17 protein-coding genes and 1 pseudogene are annotated in these 16,597 nt (G+C 64.2%); 7 read left to right on the forward strand and 11 right to left on the reverse strand.

The features are described 5' to 3' along the window. Positions 1-196 precede the first annotated feature (196 nt). Together ABC347_RS18080 and ABC347_RS18085 are read right to left on the reverse strand one after the other, a co-directional pair. Entirely contained in the window at positions 197-532 is a 336-nt protein-coding gene (locus ABC347_RS18080; protein WP_413247185.1) for a hypothetical protein, read from the reverse strand. 165 nt (positions 533-697) lie between these two features. Further along, positions 698-844: a hypothetical protein gene (locus tag ABC347_RS18085; protein ID WP_413247186.1), complete on the reverse strand. Its 147-nt coding sequence runs from the start codon at positions 842-844 to the stop codon at positions 698-700. Between the two features lie 647 nt (positions 845-1,491). Between ABC347_RS18085 and ABC347_RS18090 the strand changes: the two genes are divergently transcribed. Continuing rightward, positions 1,492-1,791, forward strand: a complete 300-nt coding sequence (locus ABC347_RS18090) for a TFIIB-type zinc ribbon-containing protein (protein WP_459565467.1) — start codon at positions 1,492-1,494, stop codon at positions 1,789-1,791. Positions 1,792-1,853: 62 nt separating this feature from the next. Here ABC347_RS18090 and fliE read toward each other — a convergent pair. The 4 genes and pseudogenes from fliE to traA form a co-directional block, all read right to left on the reverse strand. Beyond that, positions 1,854-2,210: pseudogene (gene fliE / locus ABC347_RS18095) on the reverse strand (flagellar hook-basal body complex protein FliE). Between the two features lie 153 nt (positions 2,211-2,363). Next, the gene (locus ABC347_RS18100) at positions 2,364-3,332 is read right to left on the reverse strand and encodes a magnesium and cobalt transport protein CorA (protein WP_413247216.1); all 969 of its coding nucleotides are present in this window, start codon (positions 3,330-3,332) and stop codon (positions 2,364-2,366) included. Between the two features lie 483 nt (positions 3,333-3,815). Continuing rightward, a complete protein-coding gene (locus tag ABC347_RS18105) occupies positions 3,816-4,565 on the reverse strand; it encodes a DUF6118 family protein (protein WP_413247188.1) in 750 nt (249 codons plus the stop codon). A 6-nt stretch (positions 4,566-4,571) separates the two neighbouring features. Further along, positions 4,572-7,493 carry a Ti-type conjugative transfer relaxase TraA gene (traA, locus tag ABC347_RS18110; RefSeq protein ID WP_413247217.1) on the reverse strand — a complete coding sequence of 974 codons (2,922 nt, stop codon included), beginning with the start codon at positions 7,491-7,493 and terminating at the stop codon, positions 4,572-4,574. Between the two features lie 175 nt (positions 7,494-7,668). Here traA and ABC347_RS18115 point away from each other — a divergent pair, with 175 nt between their 5' ends. The 5 genes from ABC347_RS18115 (at position 7,669) to ABC347_RS18135 (ending at position 10,481) form a co-directional block, all read left to right on the forward strand. Then, the gene (locus ABC347_RS18115) at positions 7,669-7,998 is read left to right on the forward strand and encodes a conjugal transfer protein TraD (protein WP_413247189.1); all 330 of its coding nucleotides are present in this window, start codon (positions 7,669-7,671) and stop codon (positions 7,996-7,998) included. Positions 7,999-8,011: 13 nt separating this feature from the next. After that, positions 8,012-8,236, forward strand: coding sequence for a conjugal transfer protein TraD (locus ABC347_RS18120; protein ID WP_413247190.1), 225 nt, complete (start codon positions 8,012-8,014; stop codon positions 8,234-8,236). 267 nt (positions 8,237-8,503) lie between these two features. After that, positions 8,504-8,632 carry a hypothetical protein gene (locus ABC347_RS18125; protein WP_413247191.1) on the forward strand — a complete coding sequence of 43 codons (129 nt, stop codon included), beginning with the start codon at positions 8,504-8,506 and terminating at the stop codon, positions 8,630-8,632. Further along, complete coding sequence (locus ABC347_RS18130; protein WP_413247192.1) at positions 8,632-8,916, forward strand: hypothetical protein; 285 nt, start codon at positions 8,632-8,634, stop codon at positions 8,914-8,916. Before ABC347_RS18125 ends, ABC347_RS18130 begins: the two co-directional genes overlap by 1 nt. Then, complete coding sequence (locus ABC347_RS18135) at positions 8,916-10,481, forward strand: type IV secretory system conjugative DNA transfer family protein (protein ID WP_413247193.1); 1,566 nt, start codon at positions 8,916-8,918, stop codon at positions 10,479-10,481. The genes ABC347_RS18130 and ABC347_RS18135 overlap by 1 nt, the downstream gene beginning before the upstream one ends. A 317-nt stretch (positions 10,482-10,798) precedes the next feature. Here the strand turns inward: ABC347_RS18135 and ABC347_RS18140 are convergent, their stop codons facing one another. The 4 genes from ABC347_RS18140 to ABC347_RS18155 form a co-directional block, all read right to left on the reverse strand. After that, positions 10,799-11,125, reverse strand: coding sequence for a hypothetical protein (locus tag ABC347_RS18140; RefSeq protein WP_413247194.1), 327 nt, complete (start codon positions 11,123-11,125; stop codon positions 10,799-10,801). Beyond that, positions 11,125-11,778, reverse strand: a complete 654-nt coding sequence (locus ABC347_RS18145) for a nucleotide-binding protein (protein WP_413247195.1) — start codon at positions 11,776-11,778, stop codon at positions 11,125-11,127. Before ABC347_RS18145 ends, ABC347_RS18140 begins: the two co-directional genes overlap by 1 nt. A 204-nt stretch (positions 11,779-11,982) precedes the next feature. After that, positions 11,983-13,005, reverse strand: a complete 1,023-nt coding sequence (locus ABC347_RS18150) for an Abi family protein (RefSeq protein ID WP_413247196.1) — start codon at positions 13,003-13,005, stop codon at positions 11,983-11,985. A 161-nt stretch (positions 13,006-13,166) separates the two neighbouring features. Continuing rightward, entirely contained in the window at positions 13,167-14,096 is a 930-nt protein-coding gene (locus tag ABC347_RS18155; protein ID WP_413247197.1) for an ArdC family protein, read from the reverse strand. 287 nt (positions 14,097-14,383) lie between these two features. On the opposite strand from ABC347_RS18155, the gene ABC347_RS18160 reads away from it, so the two are divergent. Then, the gene (locus tag ABC347_RS18160; protein ID WP_413247198.1) at positions 14,384-14,836 is read left to right on the forward strand and encodes a hypothetical protein; all 453 of its coding nucleotides are present in this window, start codon (positions 14,384-14,386) and stop codon (positions 14,834-14,836) included. Between the two features lie 533 nt (positions 14,837-15,369). Here ABC347_RS18160 and ABC347_RS18165 read toward each other — a convergent pair. Then, positions 15,370-16,173 (reverse strand): RNA replicase, encoded by an 804-nt coding sequence (locus ABC347_RS18165; protein ID WP_413247199.1) that lies wholly within the window; start codon positions 16,171-16,173, stop codon positions 15,370-15,372. Positions 16,174-16,597 lie beyond the last annotated feature (424 nt).

Here is a 16,597-nt window from a genome sequence, read left to right on the forward strand (position 1 = left end):
CCGTGTCCGCCGGTCCAGTTGACGCCTGCACCGTGGGACCGAACTTGCGCCAAGGCTGGCGAGGGTATCGCCCCTGCAATGGCCGCAATCGACAGCGCCAGCAGTGTCTTCTTGGTCATAGCTTTCCTAAGAATACGCAGATGCCGACATGTGACTACGAAGTGCTGGATTATCCAATTTTGGTAATGAACTACCGCTAATGTCGCCGGTATTCACGCCGGCTGTCGTGGTGATCGCGGCGATATCCGCGATAATTATTGTATCCGCGATGGTTATCATAATAACCACGCTGGCGATAGCTAACCCGCTGATCGTAATAATACGGATCGTTGTAGTAAGCAGCCTGCGGAGCATAGCGGTGGCTGCCATAGCCGCCTCCATAATATCCGCCGCCGCGACCGAGGTTGATGCTGATGCCGCCATGTCCGCCGCGATTGTAACCGCCGTGGTGCCTGTCGCGCGCCAGCGCGGGGGATGCGGTCAAAGTCGCTGCCGCTGCGGCGGCGAGCGCAAGGAGAACCTTTCTGTTCATTTCTTCTCTCCGTTGCCGTCTAAAGTAACGGCTACATCACTCAATTAGCTGCTGTTTATTGAACTCGCGGTGAACCGGTGAAGTCGCCTCCATCAGGTCGGCCAGTCATGTAATCGTCCGGATACCAGCCGGAATTGGAGAGAACGGGTCGGAGCAGTGTGAAAATCATTGTAAATCGACGATGCGTGCCAGCGAATAATGTGGTAGGACTGCTACAAGAAAAACGAAGGAGAAGATCGCCATCATGCGGACCTTGGGTCTGGCAGCACTCGGCGTGTCGTCGATTGCCCTGTTGGGCGGCTGCACGACCATGCGAGGACCGCCCCGCTACGCCTATTACCGCGTGCCTTGCACGACGCCGGGTGCCGTTGTCGCAACACCTATCGCAATGCAACCCGCGAATGGCGCGGTTGATGGTGCCGGTCCGGCGCTCTTGCGGGAGCGCGGGTCTGCGACTGAACCCGTGGCGGCCGATACTGCTTCCGTGTCCGCAGATGCGACGCGTGGAGCGGGAGCTACGTGCGTGGTGGCGGTGTCGGACGTGGGATCCGGCTATGGGCGCTCCTATTATCCAGGCTACGGGAGCGGATATTACGGTCGACCCTATTATGGCTCGTTTGGACTCGGGATCGGGTTGGGACACGGCTTCGGCGGCGGGCATGGCTATCGCGGACATGGCTTTTCCGGCGGTCACGGCGGTGGCCGTCATCATTAGGCGCTGATACCCATTGTTGATGTGAGCCTGCGCCGCTGGGTTATCGTGCAAGGCTATTCCGGCTAGGTTCATCGCCGCCAGCCCATCAGGCTCTCATCGACCCGCAGCGCGCCTCCTTTGATTGTCGCTCCGCGAGCCGCGCCGCGTAGCACGAGGAGCCATCATGACCGATACCATCCCAGCAACATCATCAGCCCCACGCGCGCAAGGCATGCTCTGCCCAGTATGCCGCGTCGATCTCGTGCTGTCTGACCGGCAAGGAATCGAGATCGACTATTGTCCGCAGTGTCGGGGCGTCTGGCTCGATCGTGGGGAGCTCGACAAGATCATCGAGCGCAACGCCTCGTTCGAGGCAAACGCGAACCCGCAGGCGTCTGCCAATGTCGGACCTGCGCCGGGACAGGGTTATACCCAGCCGGCACCCTGGGGAGGGGGTTATGGCGATGATCGCCATGGCGGCGGGCACGGCGGCGGACATGGCGGTGGTGGTCATGGCGGCGGATATCGGCGTGGCGGCTTTCTAGGCGGCCTCTTCCGGCACTGACCGGTAATAAAGCTTAGGCTGTCGGGCGCGCACGCATAGTCGCGTCGGGAACCGTTGTGCACTCAGACAGGCATACTCATGATGTCCTTGTATGCCGACAGGAGCTTGTTCCGGACCTGCAAGGTCGCCTCGAAACTGACGGACGCCCGCTGCTGCAAGAGCACGACCGTGGCGATATCAGTGGCTCGCCGCGCTCATAGGATTCGGTGGCAACGTCCTCCTGCTCCTGAAGGCTGTTGACCTGTTGCAACGCGGTCTTGAAGGTCGTCGCGAAGGATTGGGGCTCGCTCGCTCCCGGCGGTTCCGATCCCCTGGGCGGCAGCAGGAATGGGTCTGGTCGCAACATCACGGAGCGCAGCATTCCGCTGAAGCACCGCGGTTCGAATGGCCACTACGTCCGCAGCGCCGATGCCGTTCATTCACGCTGTCCTTCCGAGTTCGGCATAGCGGCTTTGCAAGCGCCGCGACCGACGCCGGTCCCGTCGTTCTGCCCTGCTCCAGCGCAGCAAGACAGCACGCTATGGGATTTGTCGTACCATCTTATTAACCAAAAACATCGATCGCCTCTGATGCTAAATCCAACCTGCCCGCTTGAAGCGCAAATAAAGCGCACTACAAACCGTCGCGACGACCGCGAGTACGACAAAATACCCATACTCGGTTCTCAGCTCGGGCATATTCTCGAAGTTCATGCCGTAGATACCGGCGATGGCAGTGGGCACCGCCAATATGGCCGCCCAGGCTGCGAGTTGCCGCGTGCTCGCGCCGGTTCGCTGCTGCTCAAGCAGATTGCTGACCTCGAACACCGACGTGAGGACCTCCCGAAGTCCGCCGACGGTTGTTTCGACGCGTCGGATATGATCGAGAACATCCTTGAAATACAGGGTCGCTTCGGGATCTATGCAGGGGATTTCAGGATGGGTGAGCTTGTTCGCTACCTCGCTCATGGGACCAAGGACCCGCTGGAACCGCATCAGTTCGCGCCGCAGATTGAAGATGCGATTGATCTCGGCTCGCCCTAAAAACGCATCCAGCGCTCGTTGCTCCATCGCCACGACCTCCTCCTCGATCGCTTCCCCGATCGGCAGGTAGCCATCAACAATGAAGTCGATGATGGCGTGCAAGACATAGTCCACGCCATGCGCGAGCAGCGATGGCGCCGCTTCAAGGTGGTCGCGCAGCGTGCTGTGCGAGCGTGCCGATCCATGACGCACTGTGATGACGTGGCTGGAACCTACGAATATCGCGGTTTCACCGTAGGCGATGGTCTGATCCTCAAGCCGGGCGGTCAGCGCGACCACGAACAACTGATCGCCATAGATGTCCACCTTGGGGTGCTGGTGAGCTTTGAGGGCGTCCTCAACCGCAAGCGGGTGAAGGCCGTAGTGCTCCTGTAGCTTCCTGAGATCCTCCTCGGACGGCTCCAGCAGGCCGATCCAGACGAACTCGGCCTTGTCATCCGAACAGAATGTCGGCTCGTCGATCGAAACAGGCCGGACTCGCTTGCCGTGGCGATACAGGGAAGCGGCAACAACGCTCATCGGGGTCCTCGAAACATTGATCAACGAACGCTCCTAGCAGGAGCGGATGGCCGCGTCGCTTCGAACGCATGTCCGTCAATGACGAGAGACCGGAGCTTCACCACCATCGTTGTCCTTGCCTGGCACTGCTACGCCAGCACATTTACCGCCCCGGCGGCGAGGCAGGAAATGGAGAGCGAAGATTCGGATGACGATCAGCGCCCCCTCCACTCGGACGTGAAGCGACTGCATGGACCGCGCTTCCGCCGGCCCTTGCGCTGGTGGGAGTTGATGCTGCCAGCGGGCATATGGATCCTCGCCGGGAAGATACTGCTGGTCGGCGCGCGCGCGGTGGGGCGATCAGGGCTTCGACTTCCGTACGTGGTATTCTCACTGGTTCGCCTGTCCGGCCGATCATCTCGCATCGGCTTCAGGGTCTGGCGGCACCTGGGAGGCAAGTGGCGGTAAGCTCGCAACAGCAAGCTAGTTTGCAAGGGCGCAGTCTTAGCTAATGGGTGCCTTACCTTTCCCCTCCAATCCTATTCTGATCGTGCATCGCACCGTCTCGCGCTTTCGGGCTGCGGCCTTTCTGCACGCCTCGATCGCTTCGCGGTTGGCCGTCACGATCCTGTCGGCCCCCACGACCGCGCTGAATGCGGTCGGGCTGGCGCTCTGCATCATCCGCTGCCCTGCTTCCCACAGGGGGAGGTCGAGTGTCCGCGCCGCCATGCGCTCGGGCCATTGCCAGCTCGCCGGCGCGATCTCGCGCGCGACGAGGCCCGGCACGATCGCCCATGCGAGGATGCCGATCGCTGCTCCGCCCAGCCCGAACCATAGCTGCCGGTTCCTCTGGTCCGCCCGTGTCCATGCCGACCCGGCGATGGCGCGAAGCTCGGCCATGACGCGGGCCTTGTCCTCGCCCGCCTTAGCGAGCGCCGCCTGATCCTCGCGCCGGGCGGCGTTGCCCGCTGCGGCAATGCGCTGCGCCATCTGCTCGGGCGTCATCGCCAGCGCCGGACTGCGGGCGATCACGTCGCTGATGACCGCGATCCGGTGGGCCGTGGCATCCACACCCTGCTGCATCCGCCCCAGCGTCTCGGTATAGTCCGGCACGTCGATATGCGCCCGCTCGGCCGCCAGACCCTCCACGGCACGGCGCAACAACGCCAGCTCACGGTCCTGGCCTTCTATCACGGCACGCAACCGATCGAACGCCTCCGCCGGATCACCGCCCTCTGGGATATCGTCGTCCATCGTCACCTACCGGCTCATGCCATAATCGCGGTCGCGGGCGATCGTGACCGACTGCGCCAGTTCCTGCCCGATCGACCGGCCTCTCTCCATGCTTAACGCCAGCTCGGGAGCGCGGGCACGCAACACGGATTCGAGCTGCGGGTCGCGATGCAGCCCGCCCGCGATGCTCTCCATGCGCTTGCCCAGCTTCTCCGCGCCGGCACGGTCGCCGGCACGCTCCATGCCGGCCCGCGCCTCCTTCATGCCCTGCCACTGCTCCACGAACCGGTCCGCACGCTTCTCCGGGTCGATGCGGACCTGGCGCTCCGTCTCCATCGCCTTCGCTGCGCCGCCCGTGTTGCCCTCGGCCGCGTCGCGCGCGAGCCGGGGATCGCGCTCGATCGCGCTGGCAAGGTCACGCGCGCCATGTGGCCGCACCTGGTCGAGCGCGTCGCCGGCCTTTGCCAGCGCCTGTTCCTGGTGCGCCAGCACCGGCAACCCCTTCTCCTTCATCCGGCCTATATCCGCTGCGGCACGGCCATAGCGTTCGATCGCGCGGGCCTGCGAGGTCGCCGGCGGCCGATCGGGCGCGACACGCTCCGGCGGCGTCGCCTTCTCGGTCGCCGGCTTCGGCCGGAAGCCGTCGAACATGCCCCGCGCCTTGTCACGGACCTTCGCCACCACCTGACGCGCGAGTTCCGGGAACCGGATCTCGCGCCGATCGGCGAAGGCGCGGGCATGGTCCTGCTCGCTGCGGTCAGGCGCATAGTCGCCCGCCATGTCCTTGCCGCGGTCCCGCGACAGCACGCGCGCGAGCTTGCCCTGATCGGCGAAATCGTCGCGGCCGTAGTGGAGCTGCACGCCGTCGCGATGCCGCGACAGCCCGACATAGCCGCTGTGCCGGTCCATGCCCGGCGTGGCGAGGACATGAACGCGATCGACGGTGACGCCCTGCGATTTGTGGAAGGTGGCGGCATAGCCGTGATCGACCGCGGCGTAGTCCTTCGCCGCGAACGTCACCTCGCGCCCGCCGTCGAGCCGCACCGTCATGCCCTCGGGCGTAACGCGCCCGATCGTGCCCAGCGTGCCGTTCTTCACCCCCAGCGACCGCTCGTTGCGCAGGAACATCAGCCGGTCGCCCGCCGCGAAGTCGCGGGCACCCCGGTCGGCCGAGAACGCCACGTCCTCGCCCAGCTCGCCGCTGGCGCGCAGCCGGTCACGCGCCTCCCCGTTCAGCGCGCGGACCTCTGCGTTGGTGTGGGTGAGGATGATGCGGGTCTTGTCCGGGTCGGCCTGACGCTGACGATCCCACCCGTCGACCAGCTCGGCACGCGCCGCCTCACGCGTGTCGGCCGCGTGGACCATGCCGTGTGCGGCATAGGCGTCCAGCGCCTCGCGGGTGCGTCCCGTGGCAAGCGTCCTGGTTGCGTCCTTCTGCCAGTCCTCGCGCTGCCGGCGAACCTCGGTGATCTCGGCCGCGCCGTGCCGCTCGGTAACGCTGCGGAACGCCGCGCCGGCTTCGATCGCCTGCAACTGCTCGGGGTCGCCCACCAGCACCACCTTGGCGCCTGCATCACGGGCATGGGACAGCACCCGCTCCATCTGGCGGGTGCCGATCATGCCCGCCTCGTCCACCACCAACACGTCACGATCGGTAAGCTGGTCGCGCCCTTGCGCCCACGCATGTTCAAGGCTGGCGATGGTGCGGGATTGGATGCCTGATCCGCCCTCAAGGTTCTCGGCCGCGATGCCGGACAAGGCCGCGCCGCGAACGGTGTAGCCCGCCTGCTCCCATCCACCGCGCGCAATGCCCAGCATGGCGGATTTGCCGGTGCCGGCATATCCGACCACATTGGCGATGCCGCTCGGCCCGGTTATATGCTCCAGCGCGGCTCGCTGCTCGTCCCCGAGCACGAGCCCTTCACTCCCGGCAACGGCTCTCGCTCTGTCGAGCACCGCTGCCGGGAGACCATGATCCCTCCGCGCTGCCAGCTCATCCCCGGCCTTCTCCAACCGTGCCTCGGTCGCGATCATGTCTCGGGAAGTGAAGCGCCCCTGGTCGCGCCCGTCCTTGCCCAGCGCCACCAGCTCGGGACTGGCGCGCACCGACGCCATCACCTGGTCGAACTGCTCCTTGCCATCGCTGTGCCGGTGGACGAACATCGCCAGATCACGGGTGGTGAAGGTGGCTTGGCTGCGCGTGATGCCGTCCAGCACGATGCGCGGGTCAGCCGCGATCTTCTCGCCATTCTCCCGCGCGATCCGCCGGTGATCGTCGGCGCGTTCGGCATCTTCGCCGCGGTCTAGTCGGCGCATCCCCGCCGGCCCTATCTTGTGCTGCGGCTCCAGCTCAATGCCCTGATCAGCATAGCTGCGATGGTCGATCCTGCCCTCAAGACCCAGCTCGGCCATGCGTTCGTTGACGTGCGCGCTCCATGCCTCGCGCCAGTCCTTCAACAGCTCGGTGCTGTTCCAGTCGCGGTTCTTCTTCCCGAACCCTTGCCCGTCTACCTCGCGCATCGTCATCATCACATGCGCGTGCGGCTTGGGGCTCCCGTCCTTCGCCTTGTCCCAATGCACGTTCAGGTCCGCGACCATCCCGCGATCGACAAACTGCTTCTTCACGAAATCGCGTGCGAGCTGGACGCCCTGCTTCTCGCTCATCTCACGCGGAATCGAGAACTCCACCTCGCGGGCAAGCTGCGCGTCCTTGCGCTTCTCCCCCGCCTCCACCTCGTTCCACAAGGTCGAGCGATCGTTTAAACGCTCCGGCGCGCCCTCGGGCAACATGACCTCGGAGTGGATGACGCCGGCCTTGTTCGAGAAGTCGTGGTTACGCCCAAGCCGCTCGTCGTGCAGCTCGGATGCGGAACGGTAGGCGGCGGACGCGACGGCGCTTGAGCCGTTGGCACGGCTGATGACCTTGGCGCTGAAATGGTAGATCGCCATTGCGCCCGCCATGATGCACTTCTTAGCGCATGTCGGCAACGACGTATAAGCGCGCACTCACAATCCGCTGCGCTTCTCGTGATTGACCTGCTGCCGCTTTATGGTCGTTCCTGCTTTACCCCGGCATGGGCGGCGCTAGAGTGTTCGGGCTGATGGTCGCGGAAGGATAGATGCGATGCGGAAGGTGCGCGATTACGATGCGGAATTGAAGGCGCTCGGCGACAAGGCGCGGGCGCTCAAGGCGAAGCGGGTCGAACAGCTCGGCCAGCTCGTCGTCGCCACCGGGGCCGATGCGCTCGATGCCGAGACACTGGCGGGCGTGCTGCTGGATGCGGTCGGGTCGAAGGATGCGAGCGCGAAGGGGGCGTGGCGAGCGAAGGGCGCGGCCTTCTTTCAGCGGCGCGGGAAAAAAGGTGGCGGCGCTGCTGCGATCGACGGATCGGGCGCTCAAGCTGAACCGGGCGGCGACCCTGCGGGCGGAAGCGGCGGAACGCCGAACGGATAGCAGGGGCTGGGTCGTGCAACGTCGCGAACGAACGCGCCATCTGATTGAGCTGGGCGGGTTGGTCCAGAAAGCCGGCTTGGTCGAGCTTACGGATGACGATCGCGCGACCCTCTACGGCGCGCTGCTCGATCTCGCCGGACGTGCGCGCGGCGATGATGCAAGCGAGGTGCTGGTGCTATGGAAGCGCCGCGGCAAGCGAGCGTTCGAGGCGGAAGCGGAGACGACGGAGGCGAGCTGATGGCAGGCGACGATATTTCGGAATGGCTGATGCGCGGATCAGCGTCCGCAACGGTGATCTACAATGATCCGGTCTGGTCCGAACAGGAATACGCCATGCAGCGCGGAGAGCGGACGCGGGGCGATTTCGACCCGCCCGTCCCTGGTCACTATGCCGACTTGGTGCGCGCCCGCTGGGGTCGGGCAAACGCGCTCCAGGATCGCATGGCGGCGGAAGGCTGCGACACCCTGCCCGACAACGCCGATCCGCAAGCCTGGACAGCAGTCGATGGCGATATGCTCAGGTCGCTACGCCGATCGGCGCGGTATTCACTGGGTGCCGGCGACGCTCATGGACGAGTATCAGGCGCTCCTATCCACCCCTCTGCCCGGCTCGGCCGATCTGGAGCGGGCGTGATGGCGGACTTCGATGTTGAGGCGATCCGCGCCCAAATCCGGCAAATGGATTACGTGCGCGGCACGCCGGCAGAAGCCGAGATGTGGCGAGAGGATGACGCGGACTCGCGCGCCAACCTCGCGATTGAAGGCATGGCCCTGGAAACCGACGAGCACGCGCTGTTCGACATGCTGCGCGACGAAGCCGTGCCCCCTCCCCTCGCCACGCAAATCCTGCTCCGCCTGCTCGATCATCCCGACGCCGATCGGTCCTTGCCGATCACGCCGATCGCCGCGGCGCGCTGATGCCGGTCATCGGCAACAGGCGTCCGCCCATCAACTGGGTTTTCGCGATCATCGTCGCGTTCATCGCCGCCTATGCGACCGCCCGCTGGCTCGAAGGCATCTTCGGGGTCGGGCAGATTTCCGGCACGGTGTCGTTCTTCGTCCTGGTCGGCCTGATCGGCGCGACCTGGTGGATCAATCGCCGTGCGTCCTCCGGCCGGAACGAGCTGCTGGGGTCCGCCCGGTTCGGCGATCGCGCCGACGTGCGGAAGCTGGAAACGAACGGGGATCTTCTGATCGGCCGTTCGGCGAGGTCGGGGAAGCTGCTGCATTACGACGGCGCGGCGCATCTGCTGACGATGGCACCCACCCGATCGGGCAAGGGGGTGGGCACGATCATTCCCAACCTGCTGCTGCTCGACCGCTCGGTGATCTGCGTCGATCCCAAGGGCGAGAACGCCCGCGTCACCGCCCGCGCGCGTGCCGCCAAGGGCAAGGTCTGGTGCCTCGACCCGTTCAGCGTGTCGGGTCAGCCCCCTGCCCGCTACAATCCGCTCGACCGGCTCGATCCCGCCAGTCTCGATCTCGCGGAAGATGCCAACACCCTCGCCGACGCGCTGGTCCACGACGCGCCAGGACAATCCGGCGAAGCGCACTGGAACGAGGAAGCCAAGGCGCTGATCGCCGGGCTGATCCTGCACACCGTCGTCCACGAACCCGCCGATCGCCGCGTGCTGGCGACGGTGCGAGACAAGCTGACGCTCGCCCCTGCCGCCTTCGCCGCGCTGCTGGCCGACATGCAGGACAGCGCCGGTGCCGGTGGCCTGATTGCCCGCGCCGCCAACCGCCAGCTCGGCAAGTCCGACCGCGAAGCCGCCGGCGTGCTGTCCTCGGCCCAGCGCCACACCCACTTTCTCGATAGCCCGCGCATCGTCGCCAGCACCGCCGCGTCCGATTTCACCTTCGCGGGATTGAAGGACACGACCGCCACCGTGTTCCTGTGCCTGCCGCCCGACCGGCTCGATACCTATGCGCGCTGGCTGCGCCTTCTCGTATCGCAGGCCGTCACCGACATGGCGCGCTCGCCGTCAAAGCCCGCGCGCCCGGTCCTGTTCCTGCTCGACGAGTTCGCCGCGCTCGGCCGGCTTGAACCGGTCGAGCGCGCGATGGGGCTGATGGCGGGCTACGGCCTCCAGCTCTGGCCGATCCTCCAGGACATGCACCAGCTCAAGGCGATCTATGGCGAGCGCGCCGGCACCTTCATGTCCAACGCGGGCGTCATCCAGGCGTTCGGGGTCAACGATCATGCAACCGCCGACATGCTCTCGCGCACGATCGGCGATACGACGATCGAATATGATACCGTCAGCACGTCGCGGGGTATCGGCTGGGGCGACAATCGCGCCCGTCCATCGGAAAGCGTCAGCGCGCACGTCTCGGCCCGGCGGCTCGCGACGCCCGACGAAATCATGCGGATGCGGCCCGACCAGGTTCTCCTACTGCGCCAGGGCGAACACCCGCTCGCGATCGAGAAAATCCGCTACTACGACCAGCGCGAGTTCGCCGGCCTGTTCGATCCCGCCTGAACGGTCGGCGAAAGCACGAAGGCACACACCCGCTTAGGTCGCTCCCCTCTGGATCTGCTGCGGGCGCAATCACCAAAGTCGCGCTTTCGGCGACCAAAGATGGCCCGCCGTAGCAGCAGCCACGGCGGGGTCGATGTCGCGAATTGACGATTTACGAGACCCGATGACTATACTCGAACAGGTCAATCGGCGCGAGGGCTGGCTGACCGGACTCAAGGGTTGTCAGGGCTGACCCTCAATACTCATCTGCTTCAACCGCTTGCGCTTTCTGGAGCGAAAAAACGGCCGCTCTCTACGTTTCGCTCGTCGCAGTTTGCTTACGGTGCGAACCTGGTGTGCCCGCGCTTGACCAAATACTGCCGGAGCAGGCGTTCGGTAATGACGGTAAGGGGTTCCCCGCCCTCCTCCACGCTGAGCTGACGAAGCGTGCGGTGCATGTCCTCGGGAATATAAATCAGCACCGGCTTCTTGCCCGGATGGCTGCTACGCCGCGCCGGTGCCGCCGTACCAGCCGTTCGTGGCGACCGGCGCGCCACTGCCGCTGGCTGCGGCTCCGTTACCGGCTCGGCGACGGGAGCTGGTGCGGGCTCCTGATCGGGCTCGTCGTCGAAGATGCTCGCGAGCGCAGAAGGCTTCTTAGCCATTAAGCCATCTCGCTTACTATCTTAGTCGTAAAGCCGCTTAGTCGCTTAGCTTCATCATAAGCAGAGCGCAGCTCGCCGGCCGCTTTGCCGTTCGGCTCCGTCTCGGTCGCAGTCCGCCCAAGTGGAGTTGCCTTGTAGAAGTCTTTGCGGAAGTGAAGGCGGCTATCGAACAGCGTCACGCCCTTCGCTGCGAAGCCGGCATAGGCCTCCTGCCCCTCCCCGCCCTGGTGTGGAACCTGGGTCAGAATGACTGCAAAAGGCGTGCCGGCCTGCTGCACCTGCTTGACGGTTTGCAGCACCGAATGAACGTCCAATCCTCGTGGTGCCACTGGGATGATAACGAAGTCTGCCTGCTCGGCTGCAAGCATGGCAATGTCTTTGGAGTTCGCGGGCGTGTCGATGATGATGAGATCAATCTTGCCGCTGCCGCGCCCGCGCGACACGTGGAGCGGCAAGCCGGCGACACTGCTGTCCTTGACCACCACATCGTCTTTGTCGCGGCGCTCCGACCAGTAGAGCGCCGATCCCTGCCGATCGTCAGCATCAAGGATGACGACAGACGCCCCCTCCCGGGCGGCCTCTACGGCAAATCCAGTCGAGAGGGTCGTTTTGGACTGCCCGCCCTTCTGCGCGATGACGGCCCATACCTGCATGATTGCACTCCCACTAAGCGGCTAAGCGATATATGGAGCTTATGGGCTTAGCCGTAAAGTGTATTAGTCGCTTAGTCGGGATGGACCTGAGCCTCGACGTAATCTGGTTGCGCAGCCATGCAGGGGGAAAGGGAGAGGCAGAGTGCGGGGGCAGAAATCGTCGGGCAGCGTCGAGTGACTGCGCCTCCTAATTGTCTCTCAGCCTCAGGCCCAAATCGCTTCCACATTCCAACCTGGCAGAAACCCACCCTGAGCAGGGGTTGCGAACGGCATGGCCGGGAATGCCTGCCAGTGCGCCTTCATCCGTCCCGGCCAGGACGAACCAGGATTGATCCGGCGCACGAAGTAGCTCGCCACGGCCGCGGCACCATAGACACGCGTCCCGCGATGAAGATCGCCCCCGAGGTGGACGAGCTGTGGTGCCTCGAACGGCTTGGGCACTAGCGGCTGATTGATGATGCCCGCGTTCCACAGCCGGGCATGATGCGCGCTGATGTTGCGCACGAATGCGAGGGTCTTGATCCAGCTCACCAGCGTGTTGGGGAGAAGCCCGTAACGCTTAGCAATGGCGGCACGATCATTGGGGTGCGCCATCTCGAGCAGCCACGACAGGGTGCCGAACTCCCACGTCTCGACCGCCATCCAGATTGGCACGGGCGGGCTGTAAGTGGCGAAGAACTCCTTAAGCCAATCCTCCTTGGACCGGGCAATCGCGCCATCGGCCTTGGCCAGCCAATCGGCGTGGCGGGTGCCGCCACTCCGCTGCACTTCGTTAGCGCGCCGGGCATCAAGAAAGGCCGGCGAGCGGTGGGCAAAGGGATCGCGCTTGCCGAGCGCGTGCGCGAGATCGACGCGCAGCGCGACCTCGACTCGCTCAATGGCGTCGAGGAAGAGGAGGCGGAGCTGCTTGTCGAAGAGGTAGAGATCGACGGCGTGACGGAACTCGGCGCCTGGCCGGAACTGCTCGCTACGAATGGTCCGTGCCGGGTTCGCGGGATCGGAAACGAGCTGTTGGAACGGCTGCCAATAGGGGGTCAGGCGCCCATAGCCGATGCGCTGAAGATGGAGGGTGGCCCTCGCTTGGTCGGTTACGTCCAGACCGCGCCCAATGAGGAGAGCGAGCTGATCGGCGAAGCTGAGATGGGGCTTGGTATAGGGCGGAAGCATCCGGCCCGAATATGAAGAAGGCCGCCCCTTGATGCCAGCGGCAACAGCGGGGACGGCCATGTTGCGACCGATATATGCGCGTGCGCATGAGGATTCAACTAACAGTTGAAAGCGGGTCAACCGCCGCTTGATTCCAGGCCGCGATCCGACCCCGATCGGATCACCGGCGCCAAGGGCACCGGCGCTGATCACGCCAGGAAGCGGCGCGGCCTGGCCGCCACCTACGGACACCCTATGCGATTCCCCGGCCCCCTTCGAGAGCCGGGAAGGTGATAGGCTTCTAGGCGGCTTCCTCCAAGGGAGTCGCCCTCTCCGCGCCCATCCGGCTCAACAGCCAATCGGCCGCGGCCTGTGCCTGGGCTGCGGCGGTAAAGATGCAGCGCTTGCAGCCAGCTAGCCAGATAGGCCGCATGGTCCTCGCGGTTGTGGAGCTTGATGCCGATCGCGCCGCTGACGAATGCCGCGCCCAGCTCGGCCACCAGTTCCTCACGGGCATAGTCCTCGCGCTTGGTGGAGATGAGGGTGGGGCGGGCAAGCCGGTCAACATGACCCGTCGCATGACAAAGCTCGTGGGCGAGGGTCGAATAATAGTCGTCACTGGCGTGGAAGTCGGCAAAGGCCGGCATGACGACATGATCACTGCTCGGTTGATAGTAAGGCTGTGAACCGTGGTGCCGAACGGTGACGGGCACACGGGCGAACAGCGCGTCCAACTCGGCGTCGCGCTCGTCGGCGTTGGTGGCGGTGATGATCGGGGGAGGGGCGGGGCATTTGGCCTCGATGCCCTCGATCTGCTCGGCGTTAAACACGGTGTAGCGCTTGAGGAACGCGACCTGACGCTTGGCCTCGTCGCCTCCCTGATCGCTCCTGTCGTCCACCTCGATCTTGTTGGCATAGACCACGGTGGAGCCCTTCTCGCCCTTGCGGACACAGCCGCCGAGTGCGAGCGCTTGCTTGAAGGTCAGCCAATGGGGGGAGGCATAGCCCTTCGCCATGGAAGCAACCCAGAGGGCCAGCACGTTGATCCCCCGATAGGGATCGCCGGTTGAGCGAAGCGGAATGTTGGGTGCGGTGCTGCCGTTCCACGATTTCGACCAAGGCCGGGTGCCTGCCTCGATCATGACGATCATCTGGTCGGTGATCCGTCCCATCGCTTTTCCCTTCCTTCTGAGGCTGAAAGCCGGTTGCTGCTGCAACCGGGTCTGCCTCTCCGGCGAGGAGCGGGATGGGGAGGGAGGAGCCAAATCGATGGCCCGGAGCGGGCCGGCCGCGCTTGGCGGACCACACGGGGCTGTCGATTTGGCTTCGGGATCCAAACACCGCTAAGTGGCTTAGTTGCTTATTGCCTTAGTCGCTTAGTGCGCTCTTACCGACGAGAAATCTGAATCACCAAGAGTTTTCCCTTTCGTCCCCTCTGATCGTGACTCATAGATTTGTCATGCCGATCGCGCGCGAACATCGCTGGCTGTATCCGATCGATTGGCGCGAGTTGTCCGCCTACATCCGCTTTGGCCGGGCGAAGGGTCGCTGCGAGCGTTGCCATCGCCCGCACGGTCGCGACGTGTTGCATCTAGGAAATGGGATCTGGTGGGATGAGGATGCGACGCGCTGGCGCGACGGGCAGGGCAGGAGAGTCCGCTCGCTACCGGACCCGGACGAACTGACGCGCATACAGCCTGGGTTCGATGGCATTGCTGCGCCTGCACAAATGCGGGTCACTCGCGTCGTGCTCGCCAGCGCGCACCTGAACCATGACCCCGGCGACAACCGGCCGCGTAATCTCGCAGCGCTTTGCCAACGCTGCCATATGCGCCATGATGCTGACGAACATCGTCGCCGGCGCTGGCGCAACGCCTTCCTGCTCCGCGCGGCAGGCGACCTTTTCACTTAGCTGAAGATCTAAGCGCGGCCGAATGGCGCGCGAGCCACTGGGGCAGATAGAGACTGTCCGCGCCTGATGACTTACAAAAGCAGGACCCCGAACAAACCAAAGGCCGCCTTTACGGGCGGCCTTAGTGCTTAGTTCCCCTTGGGGAAACGGACACCTTTGCAGGGCCGCAGGTCGCTAAACCTTATCAGATGATGTGAAGGATACAATGCACGTGTTCCCGCAATCAAGGTCTCGAGAAGCGGTTTAGCGGTCGACCAGCTCGCTACGGCCGCGGTGAGAAAGGGGATTGGAAGACGCTCAATTATGGGAGCTGCCGGCTCCGATCGTGGGCCCTGGCTCCGCAGACTGGCGTTAAAGTCGCGTTGAAGGACCAAAAACGGCTGCAGCAAGCACGAAGGCGGCAATTTGAGCGCGACGATAAACGCTTGCCCCCCTCGGGAGCATCGCGACGCTCCGCGTCGCGTCCGACGGTTCGGCTTGGCGTTGTCGGTGAGGGTTTGGTTATGTCCGATGGGTTGGGGTGGTCCTCGCCGTTAGGCGTTAGATTGTTGGCCGACTAGGCCAACTCCATGTGTGCTTTGAACATATGAATCTAGGAGCGGTTGACCATTTTTTTGAGACTCTTGTTTCTCGATCGCGACCGCAAGGCTGTCCAGCACGCGGCGCAAGCCATCGTCCTCAATTTCCTCGGCCACGACCTGGCGGGGCGTGCGCCATAGGCGCATGGTCTCAATGGCCTCGATGCGGTCGATCTCGCGCTGCACCACGTCATCGGGGAGCGGAACCGGTCGGAGGAAGCGCGGGAGGAACTGTGCGAGGCGATTGGGAAAACTCATTCGATAGACGTTGGACGTCTGTGCGTTGCGAGCCTTCGGGCGATCAGCCGGTGGGTCGATCGGCACGCATCGCCGCTGCTTATCGAGCAAGCCCATTTTGGCGAGAATCGACAGGCCGCGTCCCACGCTCGCGCGGGACAAGCCTGTCGCGGCCTCGATCCACTCCCACGTTGGGAAGACCTTACCAGCGCAGGTCCGGGCCAATGTGGTAAGCTGCTCGAAGACGCGGACCGCCGCAGGCGTTATTAGGGTGACGAGACGTTCGTCCTCCGTGAGCTGACGTCCCTCGGCGCGGGCGAGGCGGCGTATCGCGTTCTTGCGCTTCAGCAGCTCCACGGCCTTCTTGTAGAGCCGATCGGTCTCGCCCTTGGCGTAGCTGTAGAAGAAGTCGTCCTCAAACGTGCCGGCCTTCCGGCTGTTCGGGTGGACATGCGCGCGCGTGGAATTTGGTGCGCCCGATCGCGATGTTGACCGCGCCCGCTCGATGCGGTCGAGCGCCATGAAGCTCGCCTTGGCGAGTGTAATAGCTCCCATCGTCCGTTCCCTTCGTGGGGCCGGGACCAGGCAAAACTCTAGCGTGGCGCGAAGCGCGCTCCCTTGAACCAAGGCTCAGGAACGAGTATGAGAGGGGTGTCTTATGTCCCGATCGATGCCGCCAAGCATCGCTCATCACATTCCAGGGTGCCCGGCCTTCGTGCCGGGCATTCGTTTATGTGGTCACGGCCGCTCCCTGACTGGCCGATCGCAACATGCTCCCGGCTCATCATTAGTTTTGCCGAATTAAATCCCGCGACGAAACAGTTGAAGTTCGTGCTTTTGGCGACCAATCGTGGAAAAGTTCGTGCTTTCGATAACCTTGGAGCGTCGCGTTCGTGCTTTCGGCAACCGAGATTCGTGCTTTTGACGACCGAAGTTCGTGCTTTCA

Source organism: Sphingomonas canaveralia (genome assembly GCF_047238125.1).
Taxonomy (GTDB): Bacteria; Pseudomonadota; Alphaproteobacteria; order Sphingomonadales; family Sphingomonadaceae; genus JBDFMH01.